10 protein-coding genes are annotated in these 19,479 nt (G+C 69.3%); 5 read left to right on the forward strand and 5 right to left on the reverse strand.

Annotated elements, in window-relative coordinates:
* Nucleotides 1-106 precede the first annotated feature (106 nt).
* From LLH23_00125 to LLH23_00135, 3 genes are all read right to left on the reverse strand, one after another.
* A complete protein-coding gene (locus LLH23_00125) occupies nucleotides 107-4,669 on the reverse strand; it encodes a VCBS repeat-containing protein (GenBank protein MCE5236880.1) in 4,563 nt (1,520 codons plus the stop codon).
* 74 nt (nucleotides 4,670-4,743) lie between these two features.
* On the reverse strand, nucleotides 4,744-6,693 hold the full coding sequence (locus tag LLH23_00130; GenBank protein ID MCE5236881.1) for a hypothetical protein: 1,950 nt from the start codon (nucleotides 6,691-6,693) through the stop codon (nucleotides 4,744-4,746).
* 43 nt (nucleotides 6,694-6,736) lie between these two features.
* The gene (locus tag LLH23_00135; protein ID MCE5236882.1) at nucleotides 6,737-8,929 is read right to left on the reverse strand and encodes a hypothetical protein; all 2,193 of its coding nucleotides are present in this window, start codon (nucleotides 8,927-8,929) and stop codon (nucleotides 6,737-6,739) included.
* Nucleotides 8,930-9,257: 328 nt separating this feature from the next.
* Here LLH23_00135 and LLH23_00140 point away from each other — a divergent pair, with 328 nt between their 5' ends.
* The gene (locus LLH23_00140; GenBank protein MCE5236883.1) at nucleotides 9,258-10,307 is read left to right on the forward strand and encodes a Gfo/Idh/MocA family oxidoreductase; all 1,050 of its coding nucleotides are present in this window, start codon (nucleotides 9,258-9,260) and stop codon (nucleotides 10,305-10,307) included.
* A 13-nt stretch (nucleotides 10,308-10,320) separates the two neighbouring features.
* On the opposite strand, the gene LLH23_00145 is transcribed toward LLH23_00140, so the two are convergent.
* Nucleotides 10,321-11,493: a hypothetical protein gene (locus tag LLH23_00145; GenBank protein ID MCE5236884.1), complete on the reverse strand. Its 1,173-nt coding sequence runs from the start codon at nucleotides 11,491-11,493 to the stop codon at nucleotides 10,321-10,323.
* A gap of 183 nt (nucleotides 11,494-11,676) precedes the next feature.
* Between LLH23_00145 and LLH23_00150 the strand changes: the two genes are divergently transcribed.
* Nucleotides 11,677-13,023, forward strand: a complete 1,347-nt coding sequence (locus LLH23_00150) for an MFS transporter (GenBank protein ID MCE5236885.1) — start codon at nucleotides 11,677-11,679, stop codon at nucleotides 13,021-13,023.
* A gap of 23 nt (nucleotides 13,024-13,046) precedes the next feature.
* On the opposite strand, the gene LLH23_00155 is transcribed toward LLH23_00150, so the two are convergent.
* Nucleotides 13,047-13,655 carry a TetR/AcrR family transcriptional regulator gene (locus tag LLH23_00155; GenBank protein ID MCE5236886.1) on the reverse strand — a complete coding sequence of 203 codons (609 nt, stop codon included), beginning with the start codon at nucleotides 13,653-13,655 and terminating at the stop codon, nucleotides 13,047-13,049.
* A 466-nt stretch (nucleotides 13,656-14,121) separates the two neighbouring features.
* Between LLH23_00155 and LLH23_00160 the strand changes: the two genes are divergently transcribed.
* The 3 genes from LLH23_00160 (at nucleotide 14,122) to LLH23_00170 (ending at nucleotide 19,390) form a co-directional block, all read left to right on the forward strand.
* On the forward strand, nucleotides 14,122-14,352 hold the full coding sequence (locus LLH23_00160) for an AbrB/MazE/SpoVT family DNA-binding domain-containing protein (GenBank protein MCE5236887.1): 231 nt from the start codon (nucleotides 14,122-14,124) through the stop codon (nucleotides 14,350-14,352).
* Nucleotides 14,353-14,536: 184 nt separating this feature from the next.
* On the forward strand, nucleotides 14,537-16,135 hold the full coding sequence (locus LLH23_00165) for an efflux RND transporter periplasmic adaptor subunit (protein MCE5236888.1): 1,599 nt from the start codon (nucleotides 14,537-14,539) through the stop codon (nucleotides 16,133-16,135).
* Between the two features lie 90 nt (nucleotides 16,136-16,225).
* Complete coding sequence (locus LLH23_00170) at nucleotides 16,226-19,390, forward strand: efflux RND transporter permease subunit (GenBank protein MCE5236889.1); 3,165 nt, start codon at nucleotides 16,226-16,228, stop codon at nucleotides 19,388-19,390.
* Nucleotides 19,391-19,479 lie beyond the last annotated feature (89 nt).

Genomic DNA, 19,479 nt, shown 5'->3' on the forward strand with positions numbered 1-19,479 from the left:
GGCGCACACGACGCGCCACCCACGACCTGTCTCCGTAGGTGCGCGAACTTGTGCACGCGAGTGCCAGCCCATCGCCAGGTACGCCCGACACTCCTGTCGGGCGTCTTCAGGGCGCCGGCACCGCCGTCAGCAGCGCTCCGCTGGCACACACCGTCACCTGCTTGCCCGTCGGCGTCGTCGCCGGGATCGCGACCTCCACCGGGTCGGCGAAGCGCGCCAGGCCCAGGAGCTTCCCGGTGGGCCCGACCAGCCGCAGCACGCCGTCATCGCAAGCCGCGGCGATGCTGTCGCCGCATACCGCCAGTTGCCGGGGCGAGCCGGGCAGGTCCAGCCGCCACAGCGGCTCCCCCGTCGCGCCGTAGCACGACAGGTTCTGCGACAGGCCGTCCGAGGCCACCAGCAGGCGGCTGCCGCCTGTGGCGGGCACGGCCTGCAGGTCGGTCACGATGCTGCCCACGTTGGCGGTGAAGACGACCTTGCCCGCCCCATCGCAGACATGGGCCTGCATGTCCTCCCCGCCGATGACTGCCTCCGCCTTGGCGTCGCCGTTCAGGTCCGCCGCCAGCGCCGCCGTCATGTACGGCTGCGTGATGGCGACGTTGTACAGCACCTTGCCGTCCGAGCCCAACACGCGCCCGTTGTAGTACTCGTCCGTCGCGACGATCTCGAGCTTCCCGTCGCCGTTCACGTCTCCCAGCGCGCCCTCAACCGGCGAGTGCGGCACGTTGAACTTCCACAGGGTCTTGCCCTCGCCGTCGAGCGCGTAGTAGTGCCAGTTCTCGCCGGCCATCGCAATCTCGTTGGCCCCGTCGGCGTTCAGGTCCGCCACCGCGACCCACACGACATTGCCGTCGCGGTTCCAGAAGAACGGGAACTCCTGCTTCCATAGCAGCTTGCCGGCCGTGTCGTAGCACTGCAGTTGCTGGCCGTTGTTGCCGATCAGGACCTCCGGCCGCGCGTCGCCGGTCACGTTGCCGATGGCCAGGCAGTTGACGCGCGCCCCGCTCTCGACCGTCCACCGCTCCTTGCCCTCGGCCACCGCGGCCACGCGCCCGCCGGCTGTGCCGTACACGATCTCATCGCCGGCCTTGCCATCCAGATCGCCCGCGGCCAGGGCCGTGATGACGCTCGTGCCGTAGGGTCGCACGCGACCGTCGCGCCGGTCGCCGGCATCGGTCGGTCCCCAGAGCCTGATCCCCTGCAGGAACAGGCCCGCGCCCGGCTGCGGCGTCGCCTTGACGCGCACATAGCGCGCCCGCAGGCCGGGGGTGTCCTTCACATACTCGGGGTAGGACGGGATGGGGTGGTCGCCGGTCTCGGTGAAGCTGGCGACTTCCCGGCATGGGCCGCCCACCGACTCGGCTGCCGTCACGACCGCCGAGGCCAGCCGATAGCGTATCCCGCGCGCGCTGTTGTTGGTCCACATGACGCGCAGGCCCACGCGCGAGATGTCGCGCGGCTGGCCCAGGTCCAGCGTGATCGTCGGCGCCTGGTCTTCAGGCCACAGCACGATCGTGTTCCAGCTTCGCGCCAGGGACTGCAGATCAGTCTTGTAGCTGGGGTCCCAGGTGCTGGCGGGCAGTGGCGCCGGCTCGCTGGCCACGCGGATGTCCACAACGCTGCTCAGCGGCCGCGGCTCGGCCGGAAGCGCCACCTGCCACAGCGGCTTCACCTCCGGGGCCTGCTCCGGCATACGGGGCGCCGGAGCGATGGGACGGGCCCTCACCTGCGCCAGCGCGGCCTTCGCGCCGGCCACCTGCAGCTCCGCCGACGGCTGCGGCAGCTTCTGCGCCTTACCGCCGATCACCAACTCCGTCGCGTCTGCCACCGACACCAGGCCACTGTCGGCGACGAGCCACAAAGCGGCATCGGTGCGCAGGACGCCGGGCAGGTCAATCCGGCCCACCCCGGCCAGCCACTTGCCGCTCGCGCCGCTGATGAGCATGGCGTTGTCGGCCACGCGCTCGGCCTTGAGCGTCGACGCCGCACCCTCGTGCGTGTGCAGCAGGTTGCTGAACATCGCGCGCTGACCGGCCTGCAGCGGCAGGCGCCGGTGCTGGCGCAGGACCTTGACCAGCCCATCGTTGGAGTACGGGTAGCTGGCGTAGTAGTTGCTCCCCTGCCCCTCCCACTGCTCACGCACGACGCAGGCCGCGCCGTCGGTGCCCTCGATGCTGAAGTCCTGCCCGGCCTGATCCACCGTGAAGCGGGCAGACGACAGGCTCACGCGGCCGAGGCTGCGCCACAGGCACTCGAGGTCGTAGTCTCCGGCTTCGCGCGCCTGCAGTTCGTCGAAGACGACGAAGAAGCCCTCCTTGACCCACAGGATGTTCCGCCGCCAGTCGGCGCCGTTGTAGGCCGAGGTCAGCACCTGCGCCAGGCCCGTGTGCGGCAGGTCGGCCCGGTGCTCCAGGCTGGCCAGCGGCGGGGGCGACCACTGCTGCCCGTCGCGCGACACCAGCACCATGTTGTGCTGCCGGGGCGTCGTCTCGATGTAGTGCCCCTCGGTCAGGAACAACCGCCCATTGTCGGTGAAGCGCAGGATCGAGGCCCCGTCGCGGTGCCCGTGGCTCATCTCGCCGATGCCGTCCACGAGCATGTACTGGTTCTGCTCGCCGAAGTCCGTGCGGAAGCTGAGCTTGTCGAACGCCTTCTGCGGCGGGCAGTACTCGGGCTTCCACTGCGTGCTGCCGGCGTCGCGGGTGGTGGTGGAGGCCACCTTGTAGAGATTCTCGTGCAGCGGGAAGACGGCGACACCCATCAGGTCAGTGGGCTTCTGCGCCGGCCGATCGTTAGCGAAGCCGCCGATCAGCGGCGGGTTGTCCTTCAGGAACCACTTGAGCGTGTCGTCGCGGGTGTACCAGTTCGCCCGGGCGAACAGCTCGCGCGGGATGCCGGCCCGCCACGCCCCGTCATCGCCGAAGGGGCAACCGGCCCCCAGGTTGTCCACGCACATCATGCTCCACCGCGCCTGCTGGCGGCAGTTGCCGTTCTGGAAGAACTCCATGTCGCCGGTCTTCAGCGAGTACTCGCCGGTGATGAAGTCGGTGGCGATGATGGGGCCATAGCCGCACGAGTCGTGCACGCGCGGCGTCGCCTCCGCCAGCTTGATCAGCGGCAGCGCCATCGTCTTCCAGTGGCCGTTGATGTGGTAGTACTTGTCGAAGTAGAACCCGTGCATGTACAGGCACAACGCCTGGTCGAGCTGGTGGCCGTCGGCGATGGTGCGGTTCACGCTCTGCACGCTGCGGCCGTACGCCTGCTCGTTGCGCACGCCGATCTTCAGCAGATGGTTGGTGATGTCGAGCCGGTCCTGGTCGGTCAGCGAGGGCGACTCCTCGACGAGGTCCCAGCCCTCCATCGCCTGGAAGATCCACTCCATCGGGCCGTGGGCGTTGTTCTTGGGGTCCGGCTCTGCCATCGCAACCCGCCAGATGTCGCGGACCAGTAGCGCCCAGTTCTCACTGCCCGTCAGCACGTAGTTGCGGGCGTAGCTGCGCGTGGTGTTGAGCACCCCGCGGACCGTGACGAAGGCGTTGGTGGCGATCTGCCCGCGGGCAGTCTCGGCCATCTTCTGCCGCGCCGCCTCATCGGGGCCGAGCCCGGGCACGATGCCGGCCGCCAGCGCGCTGTCCCCGGCCTTGATGATCGCCAGCCGGGGCAGCGTCGGGCCCTGGAGCGCCTCGCCGAACAGGCGCAGCGCCAGCTTCAGCCCCGCCGCCTCACTGGCGCCCAGGACGATGACATTGCGCCCATACCCGAAGGGGTTGTGGACGGTGCGCACGACCGCACCCGGATGCCCGACGCCCAGGAGGTTCTCGGTGCTGCCCGCGGCGGTCAGGGCCGGGTCGTCATACCAGACCTTGCCGGGCCCGTGCAGGTACAGCAGGCACGTGGCCGAGGCGGCCTGCGCGGGGACCTCGAAGGGCAGCTTGCCCAGAGCCCAATCCGAGGCTGCCGGCAGCTCCACAGCCGACCCCGAACCCGGTAGCAGCTTGCCGGCCGCGTCGCAGTAGTAGGTGACCAGGGTCCCCCGGCCCTTCTCGCCGGGCTGTAGCCGGTACCATACCGACAGCTCGTACTTGCCCGGCGCCAGCGGGACGGAGCAATGCAACGCCGCCCGCGCCCCGCCCTCGGCCGTCCTCCCCTCCAGGCGCACGCTCTGCGGCGCGCTGCGGAACACCTCGGTGTCCAGGGCGCGGCTGTGAGTCGTCTCGTCATGCAGCGTGATGGACCAGCCGTCCGGCAGGCCATTGTGGTCGTCGTCGAGGTCAAAGCCGGTGTTGGGCTTGGCGACGCCGGGGTAGATGCTATCGGTGAAGTCCATCCGCATCGCGTACAGCCGCCCCAGCAGCGCGTTGTCATTGCAGTTGCCCAGGGCCAGGCAGTGCTGCTGCCGCAAGTCGTCCTCGGTCAGGGCGGTGTCGAGGCGCAGCGGCAGCGTCACCCCCAGGACGCGAGCGACGTCGGCCTGCAGCGCCTTCGCCTGCGGCTCCAGGGCTTGCGGGGTGACGATCAGGGCCGCGGGCTTGCCGTCGGCCACCAGCCGCGTCTCCAGGCACATGTCGCGCAGCTTCTCGATCCGCTCGACCGTCTGCCCCTGGGCCCCGGCGGCCCCGAGCACGACACACAACAGTGCAACACACAACGACACGGCATTCCGACGCATGGCGAGTCCTCCCTGTACGGCTTCACGACCGCGGCAGGTGCCCCGCGGTTGCCGACGACGGCCGCCCCATCACACTACCTGGCCTCGTACGCCCCGAGGTCCGGCGCGGCCCCCTGCGGCACCGCGGTTCCGGCGAAGTCCCCCGTCAGCCCCACGTCCATCCCGGCGTTGAGGCACGGCGACCCGGGGGCCAGGCGATAGTCGCCCTGCTCGGGCGCCACCAGGCGCGGGTCGCCGGTTAGCGAGTGCGGCTCCTTGGACAGTTCCGCCTGGTACTTGCCGAAGTCGGCCTGCGTGTACGAGCGGCCGCAGATCGAGATCATCACGCCGTCCCGCTGGCGCCACAGGTTGTGGTCCATCTGCAGCGCCGCCACCGCCTCGGCGCTCCAGGTGGGCGCGTAGAACGCGTTCTTGGTCGCCTCATCGAAGATATTGTTAGCGATCAGGATGTCATGCGCCTGCGCGGGGCTGGTGTAGAAGCACAGGTGTCGCCCACTCGGGTTGGGGCGCTGGGCGTGACCCCAGCCATGGCCCGCATTCAGACACGTGTTGTTGACGAAGCGGATGTTGTACGTCTCCGAGGCCTCCGGACGGTTCCAGTACTCGAAGCTGTACTCGCTGTTCCAGATGATGTTGTTGCGGTACGTGAGGTTGTACTCCTGGACGACAGCCCCGCCGTTCTGGTTGGTCAGCGCGGCGTCGTAGATCTCCCAGAGTCGGCAGCGTTCGACCAGGTTGTCATGCGCGCTGCCCCAGAACTCGATGCCGTTCCCGAACCGGACCGTGCGGGTGCCGTCGCCATACTGGTCCGCCCCGCCGATCCACGCGATGTCGCAGTCGCGGATGATGAGATGGTGTGTGCCCCCGCCCCCAAACCCGTGCGCCGCGCCGTACTTGAGCGCCAGGTTCTCGTAGATCACCCACGACGTCCCGCCCTGGTTCACAATGTGGCCGGTCAGGGCGCACTCGATCTGCTTGTAGAAGAGCGCGGGGTTGGTCGCGGACACCAGGTAGAGCTTGCGGAACTCCCGGTCGTACCAGTACTGCCCCTGGGTCTTGAGGTCCTCCCGCGTCCAGACCTTCACCCCGCACGACTGCTCATTCCCGAAGATGATGTTGCCGACATCCACGGGCAGCACCCCGTCGTTCGGCACCTCCCCGGCCGGGCACTCGGCGAAGCTGACGCGGTCAATCTCCAGCGTCGCCCCGGCCGGCAGAGCGCCGCCGAGGTAGAGCGTCAGGCGAGCCCTGTCGGTGGTCTTCGCCGCCGTATAGTACTGCGTGCAGGTGGTCGTCTCGGGGCCCATCCGGCGCACGCGCAGGGCGGGGCCGGTCGAGAACCCCGTCCACGGCGCCTCCGTGCTCATCAGCGACGGCAGCCGCAGCACGACCGGCTGGGTACAGCGCCCACTCATCCGCAGCCGGTACGTGCGGCCTTCCTCGATCCTGAGCCCGGTGGTGATGAGCTGGATCTGGTTGCCGCTCTTGCCGCTCGCCGCGCACTCGATGCGGCAGGCGGCCGGCGACTCGGCCCCCTCGACGGCCACCCGCGTCGCCTGCGCGCCGCCCTCGGTGTGCAGCCCCCACTTCATCGCCCGCTCGACCGCGTCCACCGGGGGTAGGGCTTCCTGGGGCTCCGGCATGGCGCCCCCGGTGGACCAGCAGCCCCCTGCCTCCTGCCGCCAGTCGGCCGGGTCATTGCGCGACACCGAGCCCAGGAAGAGCGGCTTGGGGCCCTGGCCATAGGCGCCGTACGTGACCGGCGCGCCCTCCGCGCCACTGCGGGGGCGCAGTGAGCCGCGCCAGAGCCCGCCGCGCCGGAACAGCACCGTGTCCCCGGGCTGCAGGGGCGCCTTGCTCACGTGCGCCAGCGACTGCCAGGCCCGCTCCGGCGCCAGGCCGTCAGCATCATCCGAGCCCCGGTCCGACACATAGTACGTGGCGGCCCGGGTCGGGGACGAGCAAGCCAGCAGACAGCCGGAGAGCACCACGCCGCCAAGCAGCACCGACAGAAACGCCTGCATCGCCGATCACCTCAGAGGGTCTGACATGGCTGCAACGCGCGTGCTACTCCTGCCCCGCGGCCGTGGTGACGATGTGAACGATGCGGATGTCGCCGGGGCCGACCTGCAGGCTGAAGGCGTTCGGGGCCTTGTCCACCGTCAGCGCCTTGTCCGCCCGCAGCTCCCGGACCGAACTGGCCCGCAACGACCGCAGCTTCACCGTCACCGTGGCCGTGGCCGCCGGGTCCAGCTCCTCGGGCGTCATTGTGTACTTCGTCACGCCCTTGTTGTTGATGAGGTAGACCCACCAGCCATCGGGCACTTTGCTCAGGCCGTACTCAATGTCGCCGCGGACCTCGAGTGGCAGCACCTCGCGGACGATCTGCCCCAGCAGCAACTCCACCAGGGGCATGGGCGTCGCCTTCGCGGCGTCCACGCGCTCCCGGGGCAGCATGTAGTCCACAGTGGTCAGCACCACGCGGCCGGCGCCGAAGCGGTTCAAACAGGCCAGGACGCCGCCCTGCTCGTCGCGCCACAGCGGCTCAGCCCCGCTCAGCTCCACCTGCTCGTAGTCGTATGGCACCGTCAGCCTCGTGCCGCCGCCTGACACGGCCACGACGCGCCCCTCCACCGACGACGTCTTCCCCGTGGGCTGCGCGCCGAGGAACGCGGCAGGCAGGTGGTTCCCGATCTGCCGGGCGTTGATGACCAGCGAGCCGCCCTGCCGGACGTACTCCATCAGCCGCGCGGCCAGCGCCTCGTCCACGGCCAGCCCGCCCACTGCGATGGCGACCTTGTAGTTCATCAGCTTCGCCAGGGCCATCGGGCCGCTGGGCGGGTTCGGGGTCACGAGGTCATAGATGTCGCCGAACTCGCTGTTGGTGAGCGCCCCCTCCAGCCCCTTGCGCACATCCTGCGAGTGGGGCGCGAGCGTGTTAAGGAACGCATCGAGCATCATGTCGGGCCGCTCGACCTGGAAGTGCGACCACGGCGCCCCGCCCCATTGCGGCAGGCCCTGGTCGAAGGGCATCAGCAGCGCCACGGGGGCATAGCTGATGCCCCGCTCCGGATAGCGCTGCGTGAAGTCATACCATTCCTTCATCGCCTCGCCGTGGGGCGAGAGCACCCACTCGTCGGTCTTCCCCTCGGCGGGCTGGCAGTACGCGCGGGGCCAGTCCTCGTGCTGCATGAGGCTCGCGCCCGACAGGTAGGCCAGGTACTTGTCGCGGCGGCTGAGCGAGGCCGACATGCCATAACCTGGCCCTGCGTTCTCGCCCTGCCCGGCCGCCGTGGTCCGCACCGCGTATGCGTAGTTCGGCTCATTGTTGACGGTCGCTTTCCCGTCCTTGTCACAGCCGTTGTAGTAGGTGGCGATGTACCACTGCCAGGGCCGCCCATATTGCCGCGCCGCCCCGCGCACGCTGAACAGCGACACCTGGTGCCGGTAGGGGCCGGTGTTGGTCGTCTCCGAGATCGCCATGCTGCCGCCGTACTCCAGCGCGTAGTGATCGAAGCACCAGCCGCCGCGCAGGTAGATCATCTTCTCGGGGTCGTCGAAGTAGTACCGGCGCAAGGCCTCCGCGCACTCCTGCAGGCCCTGCACCGCCCCCGCGCGGGACGCCGCGGCGCGCTCGAAGAGCGCCTGCGCTCGGCTGACTGCCGTCTCCGAGCAGCCATGCTTGCGCGCCGACTCCAGTCCTCGCTTGGGGTCCCCGAGCGGGCCGACATACTCGTTGTCCCACTCCACCCCGGTCCAGAAGCCCAGGAAGTTAGGGTGCGCCCGCTTCCACTCCAGGTAGGCCCGGTTGTCCACATGGAAGTCATCCAGGCAGCGGAACGGCGGGCGCCCGGCCGAGGTATAGACGACGAAGGGCAGACGGGGGTCTATGGTCAGCTTGAGCAGGCGATCGGCGCTGACCGCCAGGGGATCGGCCCCCTCGGTCTTCAGGTCGCCCTGGTAGTAGCACCGCGCTGCGTCGCGGACCATGGGCTCGGGCAGCACGTGCTTGGCCATCATTTGGTTCTGCTTCCCCTCCGGCGACCAGTAGGGCAGCATGTTCCAGAAGCGCCGCTGCATGATGGCTGGCGGTGTCAGCGAGGGGCTCACGGTGAAGTCGTTCCGAGCGACGACGCGGGCCTCGCTCGACTTCCCGCCGGCGCCCCTGTCGTCGGGCTTCGCGGCCGCGGCAGTGCTCAGCAGGGCCAGGACAAACAGCGTTGCGGCAACCGTCGGCGTCGTGGCGTTGCAGCCAACCATGGTGTCACCTCTGCGGAACCTGACGTCCGTCAGGCTGACGGTTCACTCTCGGCGCTGCCGCCTCCTCCTCGCGGGGGCCGACCACAGGGCTCCAACGTCATACCCGGGAGTACGCTTCCTGCTCCAGTAGCGCGGGCGGCCTCGCCCGCGCGTGACGGGGGCGGCCTCGCCCGCGCGTGACGGGGGCCGGGCAGGCGAGGCCGCCTGCCCTACGGGAAAGGACAGGTCGCCTGCGGGATGTCACCCCGGCGCGAGGACGGAAGGAGGGCGTGTGACTTTGGCAGGGGAAGTCAGGGGGAGCGTCGGCACAGACGGAGCGAGGAACGACATGGCACGCGTCAGGTTGGCAGTCATGGGGGCCGGGCTGATCGGCGCCAGGCACGCGGCCCTGGTGCGGGCGAACGCGGCGTGCGTGCTGGTGGGTCTGTGCGACACCGACCCGGCCCGCCAGTCGGCTGCCGATGACCTCGGGGTGCCGTTCTACTCCAGTGTGGAGGAACTCCTCGACCGGGAGCGACCTGACGGCGCGATCATCGCCACCCCCAACGCCCAGCATACGCCGGTGGCTGTGGCCTGCGCGGCGCGGGGCGTGCATATCCTGGTCGAGAAGCCCATCGCGGACACGCTCGCCCAGGCGCAGTGCCTCATCGCGGCGGCGCGGGACGGGGGCATCCGCGTGCTGGTCGGCCACCATCGCCGCCACAACCCGCTCGTGCAGCAGGCGCGCGACCTCGTGCGCGGCGGCGCCCTGGGGAGGCTGCTGGGCTTCTCAGCCCTGTGGACGCTGCTCAAGCCGGAGGAGTACTTCCGCGTCGCCTGGCGCCGCGAGCGTCCCGGCGGCGGCCCGCTGCTCATCAACCTGATTCACGACCTGGACAGTCTGCGCTTCATCTGCGGCGAGGTCGCCAGCGTCTACGCGCAGACCAGCTCGGCCGCCCGTGGCCTGGCGGTCGAGGACACCTTGAGCCTCTCCCTGACCATGGAGAGCGGCGCGCTGGGCACGATCCTTGCCTCCGACGCCACCCCGGCCCCCTGGTCGTACGAGGCGACCACGGCCGAGAACCCCTCGTACTTCCACGTCGCCGAGAACTGCACCCACTTCGTCGGCACGGCCGCCTCCCTGGCCTTCCCCCGGATGGAGCTATGGTCCTACCCGGAGGGTGACCTGCGGGGCTGGCAACACCACCTCGCGTTGCGCCGCATGGCTGTCCCCGCCCTCGATCCGCTGACGGCCCAACTCGAGCACTTCTGCCGGGTGGTGCGGGGGGAAGAAGAGCCCCTGGTCAGCGCGGAAGACGGCGCCCGGTCGCTGGCCGTCGCGCTGGCTGCGCACGAGTCGGCCGCGACGGGCGCCGCCGTCAGTCCGCTATCCGTATGAAGCCGCGCCGGCCTTAGGCCTCCTTCGGCTTGATGAACAGCGCCTCGCCGAAGTCCACCCACCCGGTCCGCAGGTCCACGCGGAACCAGCCCTCGCCGTTCTTCTCGTGGAAGCGCGTGGGCGACCGCTTGCCCAGCTCCTTCAGGTCGTGCTGGGCCCACGTCTCGCCGCCATCGAGGGAGACGATGAAGCCGCAGTCCATGGGCGAGGCCGGCGCGCAGTGTGACGCGAGGAACACGCCGTCCTGGACGATCATGGCCCCGGATTCCACCTCCGGGTTGAACAGCCGCGTGTGCTTGTCCGGCTTGCCGATGTCCTCGGGGGCGCAGCAGAACACGCCCCGGTCGTATGGCTCGGGGCCGTTGGAGTCGCTGATCCAGTACATCATCCCGTCCACGAAGCTGATCCCACCCGCCTTGTAGCGCGAGTTCAGATGATCCGAGATGATGACCTGCCAGTCCCAGCGGTCGGCCGCCAGGTCGTATGTGCCCCGCAGCCAGTGGCACTCGAAGTACCCGTCGCGGTCCCCGTCCCCCGTGCAGGCGTAGAAGGCGTCCTCCCACGGGTTGTACGCCACGGTGTGAAGGTGGCGGCAGCGGACCGGGTTGTCGGGGTTGCCCAGCAGCGTGCCCTCGGGGCCGCCGCCCGGCGAGCCGTTGTCCCGGGTGAAGGGGTTCTGGCCGAAGGCGTAGGCGAGCTTCACGGTCTGCCCGCCATCGGTGGAGTAGTAGATGTTCACCGGCGACGCGCCGCCCACGACGTTGCAGTAGTTCCCCCACGCCACGATCTCGGTGCCGTTCACGTCCCACGAGTTGGTGCCGGGGAGGGTGTGGAAGTACCAGCCGGGGCGGCTCGGGTCCTGCGGAGTGTGGGGCAGATAGTCCGACCCGTCGAGGCCCTTCACCGTGACCCGCTCGTACGTCCGCAGGTTGTCGGTGCTCAGGTACAGGTCCGCGCCCGTGGCGAACAGCACATTCCCGTTCCCCAGGAGGCAACTGAACGTGATGTTCCGCGCCTCGGGGAAGGCCAGGCGGTAAGGCCAGGTGTGGCTGTTGTCCTCCGACAGTAGAATCTCATCATCCGTGTGCGCAAACGCCCTGTTGTCACGCTGCGAGTCGACGTAGATGCCCTCCGGCGCTAGCCGGTACCAGAAGTGCTCGGTCTCTCCGATGTGTGTCTGTGGCATAGTCAGCCATTCCCATTCAGTTCTCTGCGGCGAGTTGCGCCGGTGGCCAGGCCACGGCGGCGGGTACTTCTCCGCAGGTCCCCGGCCCGCCTCCCTGCCGGGGACACCAGGGGGCGAAGCAGGAGCACGTCGGGCCGGGCGGGAAGTGGGGGCCGACGGGTCGTCTGGTTGAGAGGAACAGGCATGGAGTCTGATACGCACTCTGAGTTGACGCCGCACCACACGCCGGCACAGGCCGGCCCCCCCGGGCAGGGCGGCAACGGCGGGTCGGCCTCCCTGGCGCGCAAGGTGACGCTGGCCCTGCTGTGGCTGATCTACGCGACGCACTATCTGGGCCGGGTGAATCTCGCCGCCGCGCAAAAGGACCTCGCCGCCCAGCAGGGCCTCAGCAAGCACCAACTGGGCTCTCTGCTGTCGCTGCTGAAGATATTCTATGGCAGCGGTCAGTTCATCAACGGGCATCTGGCCGACCGGTTGAGCCCTCGCCGCCTGATCGTCCTGGGCCTGACCGCCTCGGGCCTCATCAATCTCCTGTTTGCGCATCAGAACCGCTTCGGCTGGTTTGCTGTCCTGTGGGCCGCCAATGGCTACTTCCAGGCCTTCGGCTGGACCTCCGTGGTGCGGCTGGCGGCCAACTGGTTCCCCCCGCGCCTGCGCGAGACGGCCTCGGGCATTCTCGGCACCTCGTACGTCCTGGGGAGCGGGCTGAGTTGGCTCCTGGCCGGCGGGCTCACCCAGACCTTCGGCTGGCGCTATGCCTTCTGGTGCCCGGCCTGGATCTGCTTTGCCGTCGCGGGTGTCGTGCTGCTGTGGGTGCGGGACAATCCGGCGGAGGCCAACGGTGCCAATGGCGTGCCTGGCGACTGTCCCGCCGACCCCGCCGAGCCTGCGGCAGACCCCCGCCGTCGTGGCCGGTGGCTCGCGCTGGGCGTCCTGGCCTTCGCCCAGGCCTGTCTGCTGTTCGGCTATCACGGCCTGCTGGACTGGACGCCGCACTATCTGGCGGAGGTGGGGCGGGTGGGCGCCGAGGCGGCCGCCAACCGCGCTTTCCTGCTGCCCCTGGGGGGCGGCCTGGGCTGCCTGGGGCTCGCGCTGATCTCCCGGCGCGTGCCGGGTAAGCTGGGCCTGGGCCGCACAGTCGTCGCGCCGCTGCTGGTGCTGACCGCGCTGGTGCTGGTCTTCCCGGGCTTGCCGCGCCGCGCCCCGGCGGCGATCCCCGGCGGGCTGCTCCTCATGGGCGCGGTCTCGTCGCCTCCCGCGAGCGTCACAGCGTGCGCGCTACCGGCCGACCTGTGCGGCGCCGAAGCCGCCGGCCGCGCCGCCGGCCTCATTGACGCCTCCGGCTACGTCGGCTCGGCCTGCTCGGGCTGGCTATCGGGCCAGGTGCTGGATCGCGTGGGGGCACATCGTGGGTCGGACGCGGCGTGGAATGCCGTCTGGCGCATGTGGGCCGGGGGCGTACTCGTGGCGGCGGCGCTGATCAGTCTGATCGCCCGGTGGCTGCGCCGCGACGGCAACCGGACGGGGTAGCCCGTCGGGGCCTGGGGAAGGGTCTAGCGCTTGCGGCGGGCGGCACACCCGTTCAGGAACAGGTCCACGTGTGTGCGCGGATCCACATGGAGAGGCTCCTGGCGGATCTCGGCGCGCAGGGCTGCCGTGAGTAGCGGGCCCATGAACGCCAGCCAGATGCTGTCCCCCATCTCCATGGTCAGTTCACCGGTATCCTGGTAGTGCCCGAAGAGATGTGCGTGGGCCTGCTGCAGCCCGGCGAAGGCCTGGTGCACCAGCTTCTGCTGCTTCTCGGGCATGCGCGCCACCTCGGGCAGCACGCCGATGAGCAGGTGATCCCCTCCGCGCAGGTACTCGACCGCCAACTTAGTCAGGCTCAGCAGGTCGGCCTCCAGGTCCCCGGTCGGGGCGGGCACGACCTCTCGGTCCGCCTCGGCCCGCTGCACCAGGGCTGCCGCCAGCAGGTCATCCCGCGTCGAGAACAGGCGGAACAGCGTGACTTCATTGACCTGCGCGACGCGCGCAATCTCCCGGCTGGTCGCACCGCGGTACCCGCGCTCGTGCAGTACCGTCAGGGCGGCCTCCAGCAGCCGCTCCCGCGCCGAGCCCAGTACCTGGGGATCCTGCCGATGGTTCGTCACAGCGCGTCTCACGGGGTGCCTCCTCGGTCACTCACTATAGCCCACTCGGTTCCCTGTGTCCAACCCCCTGGCCCTGCCAGCGGCACCACGACGGCCCCTCCGGAGCTGGTCCACAGAATAGTGCTTGACAGATCATACCCGATCTCGTAGGATCAATGCAAGTACTTGCTTGCATCGTCCCGGGTAGTCGCATCGCTTGCCTTCGTATGACCCGTATTTCCGCCGTAGAGCCTGGGTTGCCCCCCGGCCAGTGTCTTGCTCAGCCCGGCATGTCCGACGCGCCTGCGCCCCTCCCGAGACAGGCCGGCGCGCGTCCAGGACCCGAAGGCCCTGGGACGCGTCCGCTGTTCCCACGACGGAAGTCGTGCCGGGCTGAGCGATTCAGTACCCCTGGCCCGCCCCGCTGGCTCGCCCGAAGACCGGGCCGCGCGGGCGGGTACATGTGGGCAATGTACGAGTCCAGAGGAGCTTGCCTCCCATGGCCGAGCACAGCCTGACCGACTGCTTTGTGGGCGCCGCCACCGTAGGACGACGCGGACAGATTGTGATCCCGACCGAAGCGCGCAAGCGTCTCGGCATTGAGCCCGGCGATCGGCTACTGATAGTGACCGACCCGCAGGGCAGCGGCGTGGCCTTCGTGAAGTTCGACGAGGTCTCGGAAGTTCAGCGAGGGTTGCAGGCTGTGCTGGCCTCCATGTACGAAGCCTGAACCCCCGGTAATGTGACCGCTCCCCAGGCGCCCTGACCCTCATTCGGTTCGCCGGTGGTCACTGCGACGGTCCATCACGCGCTCGGTGGCGCGGGGTACGCTTGGCTTGTGCCACGCCTCCGACGTCCGGCACCAGACGTGGCGCCACAGATCGCCGGCCCGGAAGCACAAGGAGGAAGATCGCATGTTGCGACGAGTCGCGACGAATCACACTTGGCTCGCAGTGGCCGCGGCCGTGGTGGTGCTGGTGCTGTCGTCCTGGGCGCTGAGCGGCTGCGGCCGCGGTCACGCGCAGGCTCCTACCGCCGCCGCCACCACTACCGCTACCCCGGTCGAGGTGCAGGCGTCCACGCGCGGCGTCGTGACCCGCTGGGTGGCGGTGTCGGGCTCACTCGTGGCTCTCGACGACGTGCCCGTGTCCTCCCGCGTCAGCGGACGCCTCGCGCGGGTCATGGTGCGCGAGGGCGATTCGGTGGCCGCCGGGCAGGTCGTGGCGGAGCTGGACATGGCCGATCAGCGGTCGGGGTTGCGGGCTGCCGAAGGGGCCGTCCAGGCCGCCCAGGCACGCCTCGAGCAGGCCAAGGCCGTACACCGCCAGCAGGTCGTGACCTCCCAGAGCGGGGTCAAGGTGGCCAGTGCCGCCTACACCCAGCAGCGCGTCACCACCCGCACGGGCATCGAGGCCGCACAGGCTGCGTTGCAGAGCGCCCAGGCCCAGCTCTCACAGGTCCGCGAGGGCGCCCGGGCCCAGGATATCCGCCGCGCCCAGGAGCAGGTGACCATCGCCCAGGCGCAACTGGACAAGGCGCAGGCCGACAGCGCGCGTTACCGGAGACTCACCACACAGGGCGCGGCTGCCAAGGCCACCCTCGAGCAGTACGAGACCGCCGAGCGGGTCACGCAGGCGCAACTGCGCGCCGCCCAGGAGGCCCTGTCGCTGGTCAAGGAGGGCGCGCGGTCACAGGAGGTCATCCAGGCCGAGCAGGCCGTCCGCCAGGCCGAGGAACGCTTGCGGCAAGCCAAGGCTGCGGCGGCGATGGACGACGTGCGGGCGGCCGACCTCGAGTCGGCCAAGGCCGGCATGGCTCAGATTGACGTGCGTGCGGCCGACGTGCAGGCTGCCCGCGCCGCCCTGCACCAGGCGCAAAGCTCCGCCGCCATCTCCCGCAAAGCCCTCGCCGACGCCTTCATCCGCTCACCCCTGTCCGGCCAGATCGCCTCGCGCACCGCCGAGCCGGGCCAGGTCGTCTCCCCCGGCGCTCCGATCCTGCGCGTAGTGGCGCTCAACTCCGTCGGCTTCGAGCCGGCCGTGCCCGCCCGCGAGTTGGCCTCCATCCGCGTCGGCCAGCCCGTCGAAGTGACGATCAACAAGCTATCCGCTACGCCGTTCCAGGGCCGCGTCGCCGTCGTCTATCCGGCGGGGGCCGAGCAGAGCCGGACCTTCACCATCCGCATCAGCATTGACAACAAGCGCGGCTTGCTGCGCCCCGAGATGTTCGCCCGCGGGCGCATCCAGGTCGAGCAACACGCCGACGCGCTGCTGGTCCCCAAGGATGCGCTGCTGCGCGACACCGCCGAGGGGACGCGCGAGGACCAGGCCCGCGTCTTCACCGTCGAGAACGGCAAGGCCGTCGAGCACCAGGTTGTCACCGGACTGGAGTCAGAGGACGGCCAGTGGGTCGAGGTCCGCGGTCTGACTGAGGGCGCGCAGATCGTCGTGGAAGGGCAGCATGGTCTCACCGACGGCGAGCAGGTGACCATCGGGACCGGCGCGACCAAGTAAGCTGCCGGGGCGGAGTACCCTTCCCTTGGCTGCAACCGCGCACAGGCTGTCGAGGCCGCCATCGCCTCAGGGATGGGGCCGGAGGAAGCAATGCAACTACTTGCCAGGCTATCAGTCCACAGGCCCGTCGTGGCGACAGTGCTCATCCTGACCCTCGTCGTGGTGGGGACCCTGTCGCTCACGAAGCTGGGCATTGACCGCTTTCCGAACGTGGACATCCCGGTCGTGACGATCACCACGATCCTCCCGGGCGCGACGCCCGAGGAGATGGACTCCCAGGTCACCGAGGAGATCGAGAAACAGGTCAACAGCATCTCGGGCATTGACACGCTGACCTCCACCTCGTCCGAGGGCGTCTCGGTCGTGATGATCAAGTTCCTGCTGGAGAAGGACGTGGACGTGGCCGAGCAGGAGGCGCGGTCCAAGGTGGACTTGGCAGTGCCCAACCTGCCCGAGGATGCCGACAAGCCGACCGTGACGAAGATGGACGCCGGCGCCATCGCCGTCATGACCATCGCGCTGTCGGCCAAGACCGCCGACATTCGCGACCTGACGGAGTTCGCCGACAAGCGCCTGCGGCCGCAGCTGGAGAACATCAGCGGCGTGGGCGAAGTCGAGATCATCGGCGGCCGGGCGCGCCAGGTTAACGTGCTGCTCGATGCCTATGCGCTGCGCTCCTACGGCCTGACCGCCTCGGACATCGAGGCCGCGCTGCGGGTGCAGAACCTGCAGGTGCCGGGCGGCTCGACCGACCAGGGCAACCGCCGCATGTCGGTCCGCACCCAGGGCCGAACCACTGACATGGCCTCCCTGCGCGACCTCATCGTCACCGTGTGCAACGGCCAGCCGATTCATCTGAGCGACGTGGCGGACGTGGAGGACGCGGCCGAGGAGGCCGAGTCCATCGCCAACGTGAACGGTCAGCGCGCCGTCGTGCTGTCGGTCAAGAAGCAGAGCGGCGCCAATGTGGTCGCCGTCGTGGACGCCGTCACCAAGCGCCTGGAGCAGGCCCAGTCCATGCTGCCCCAGGGCTACGAGACGCGCGTCGTGTCGGACAACTCGATCTTCATCCGCCGGTCGCTGGACGCGGTCAAGGAGCACCTGATCCTCGGCGCGATCTTCGCCTCGCTGGTCGTGCTGCTGTTCCTGGCCAACGGCCGCTCGGCCATCATCGCCGCCCTGTCCATCCCGGCCTCGCTGCTGGCGACCTTCACGCTCATCTCGCTGATGCACTTCACGCTCAACATGCTGACCCTGTTGGCGCTGACGCTGGCGGTGGGCATCGTCATTGACGATGGCGTCATCGTGCTCGAGAACATCTACCGCTATCTGCATGAGAAGGACATGTCGCCCCGCCAGGCGGCGCTGGACGCGACCAAGGAGATCGGTCTGGCTGTCCTGGCAACCACAGCCTCCCTGGTCGCGGTGTTCATGCCCATCGCCTTCATGCAGGGGATCGTGGGCCGGATGTTCCAGTCGTTCGGCCTGACCATGTCGTTCGCCATCATGGTGTCCCTGCTGGTGGCGTTCACGCTCACCCCCATGCTGTGCTCCAAGTGGCTGCGCAAGCCGCGGCCGCAGGCCGAGCGGGGGGACGACGGCGAGTCCGGCGCCACGCCGACGCGGGAGCGGCACGCGGGGCACAGCGAGAAGTCGGGCCTCTTCGGGCGCATCGAGGGCTTCTACGGGATGGTCCTCGACTGGTCCCTGCGGCACCGCTGGGCGGTGGTGCTGCTCGCCCTCGCGATCTTCGCCATGGTTGTACCGCTGGGCAAGGGTGTGGGCTTCAGCTTCATCCCCGAGGACGATGAGAGCCGGTTTGTGGTCTCGGTACGGGCGCCGGAGGGGACGACCCTGGCGGCGACCGAGACCCTCATGAACCGCATCGCCAGGGACATCCGCGCACTTCCGGAGGTCGCCTACACGGTCGTCACAGTGGCCGACGACAGGCAGCGCACGCAGAACCTGGGCACTGTGGATGTCCACATGAACCAGGTTGAAGAGCGCAAGACTAAGACGACACAGCAACAGTTGATGACCCGGACACGCAAGGAGATCCTGACGCGCTATCCGGCCGAGCTGCGGTCCACCGTGTCGCCAGTCAGCCCGATCGGCGGCGGCGCCTCGGCTCTGGTGACGTACACCATCACCGGCCCGGACACCGACCGCGTGATCGCGGCGGGGAACCGCATGGTCGCCGCGCTCAAGAAGGATCCGCTCGCGGCCGACGCGGACACGAGTTCCGTGGTGGGAAAGCCGGAGCTGGGCGTGACGGTAGACCGCCCCGCGGCGGCGGACCTGGGCCTGTCGGTCGCCGCGATCGCCTCGACGCTCCGCACGCTCGTGGCGGGCAAGAAGGTCTCAGACTACGCCGACGGCGGGCACCTGTACGACGTGAACCTGCGGGCGCTGCCGGAGTACCGCCTGTCGAGGGACACGCTCTCGCTGTTCACGGTCAAGAGCGGCAGCCCCACCATCGGCACGGTGCCCCTGGACCAGGTCGTGAGCTACCGTGAGACCGGCGCGCCCTCGGTGGTGAGCCGCTACGGCCGCGCGCATTCGGCCACGATCTCGACCAACCCGGCGCCAGGAGTATCGGAGTCGACGCTCCAGAAGCGCGTGGTCGCTCTGCTCCAGGAGCAGAACCTCGGCCCGCTCTACCGGGGCGCCTTCACCGGCCGCGCGGCCGAGCTGGCGCGGACGATGAGCGGCTTCCTGATATCTCTGGTTCTGGCCGTCGTCTTCATGTACCTGATCCTGTCGGCCCAGTTCGAGTCGTGGGTCTACCCGCTGGTCATTCTCAACGTGCTCCCGCTGACACTGCCGTTCGCGATGTTCTCGCTGTGGGTGCTGCGGGGTTCGCTCAACATCTTCTCGATGCTCGGCATCCTGGTGCTGTTCGGGATGGTCATGAAGAACGCCATCCTCCAGGTGGACCACACCAACGGGCTGCGCGAGACCGGGATGGACCGCCGCCAGGCGATCCTCACCGCCTGTAAGGACAGGTTGCGCCCGATCCTGATGACGACGATTGCGTTTGTAGCCGGCATGGTGCCGCTGGCCCTGTCGAGCGGCACGGGCGCGGGCACGAACCGGGCCATGAGCCACATCATCATCGGCGGCCAGGTGCTATCCCTCGCCGTCACGCTCGTCGCCACGCCGGTCATCTACTCGCTGGCCGACGACGTGCTCCAGTTCCTGGCGCGGCTGCGCAAGCACGTGGCCGAGCGCCGCGCGCAGCGGCAGATGGCCTAGACGCTGACTTGGGTCAGCTCGCGCGATAGCGACAGACAGGTCGTGGGTGTGGCGGTGAGGTCGCGCAGCGACCTCCGTGCGACGGGCCC

This window comes from bacterium, assembly GCA_021372615.1.
Classification (GTDB): Bacteria; Armatimonadota; Zipacnadia; order Zipacnadales; family UBA11051; genus JAJFUB01.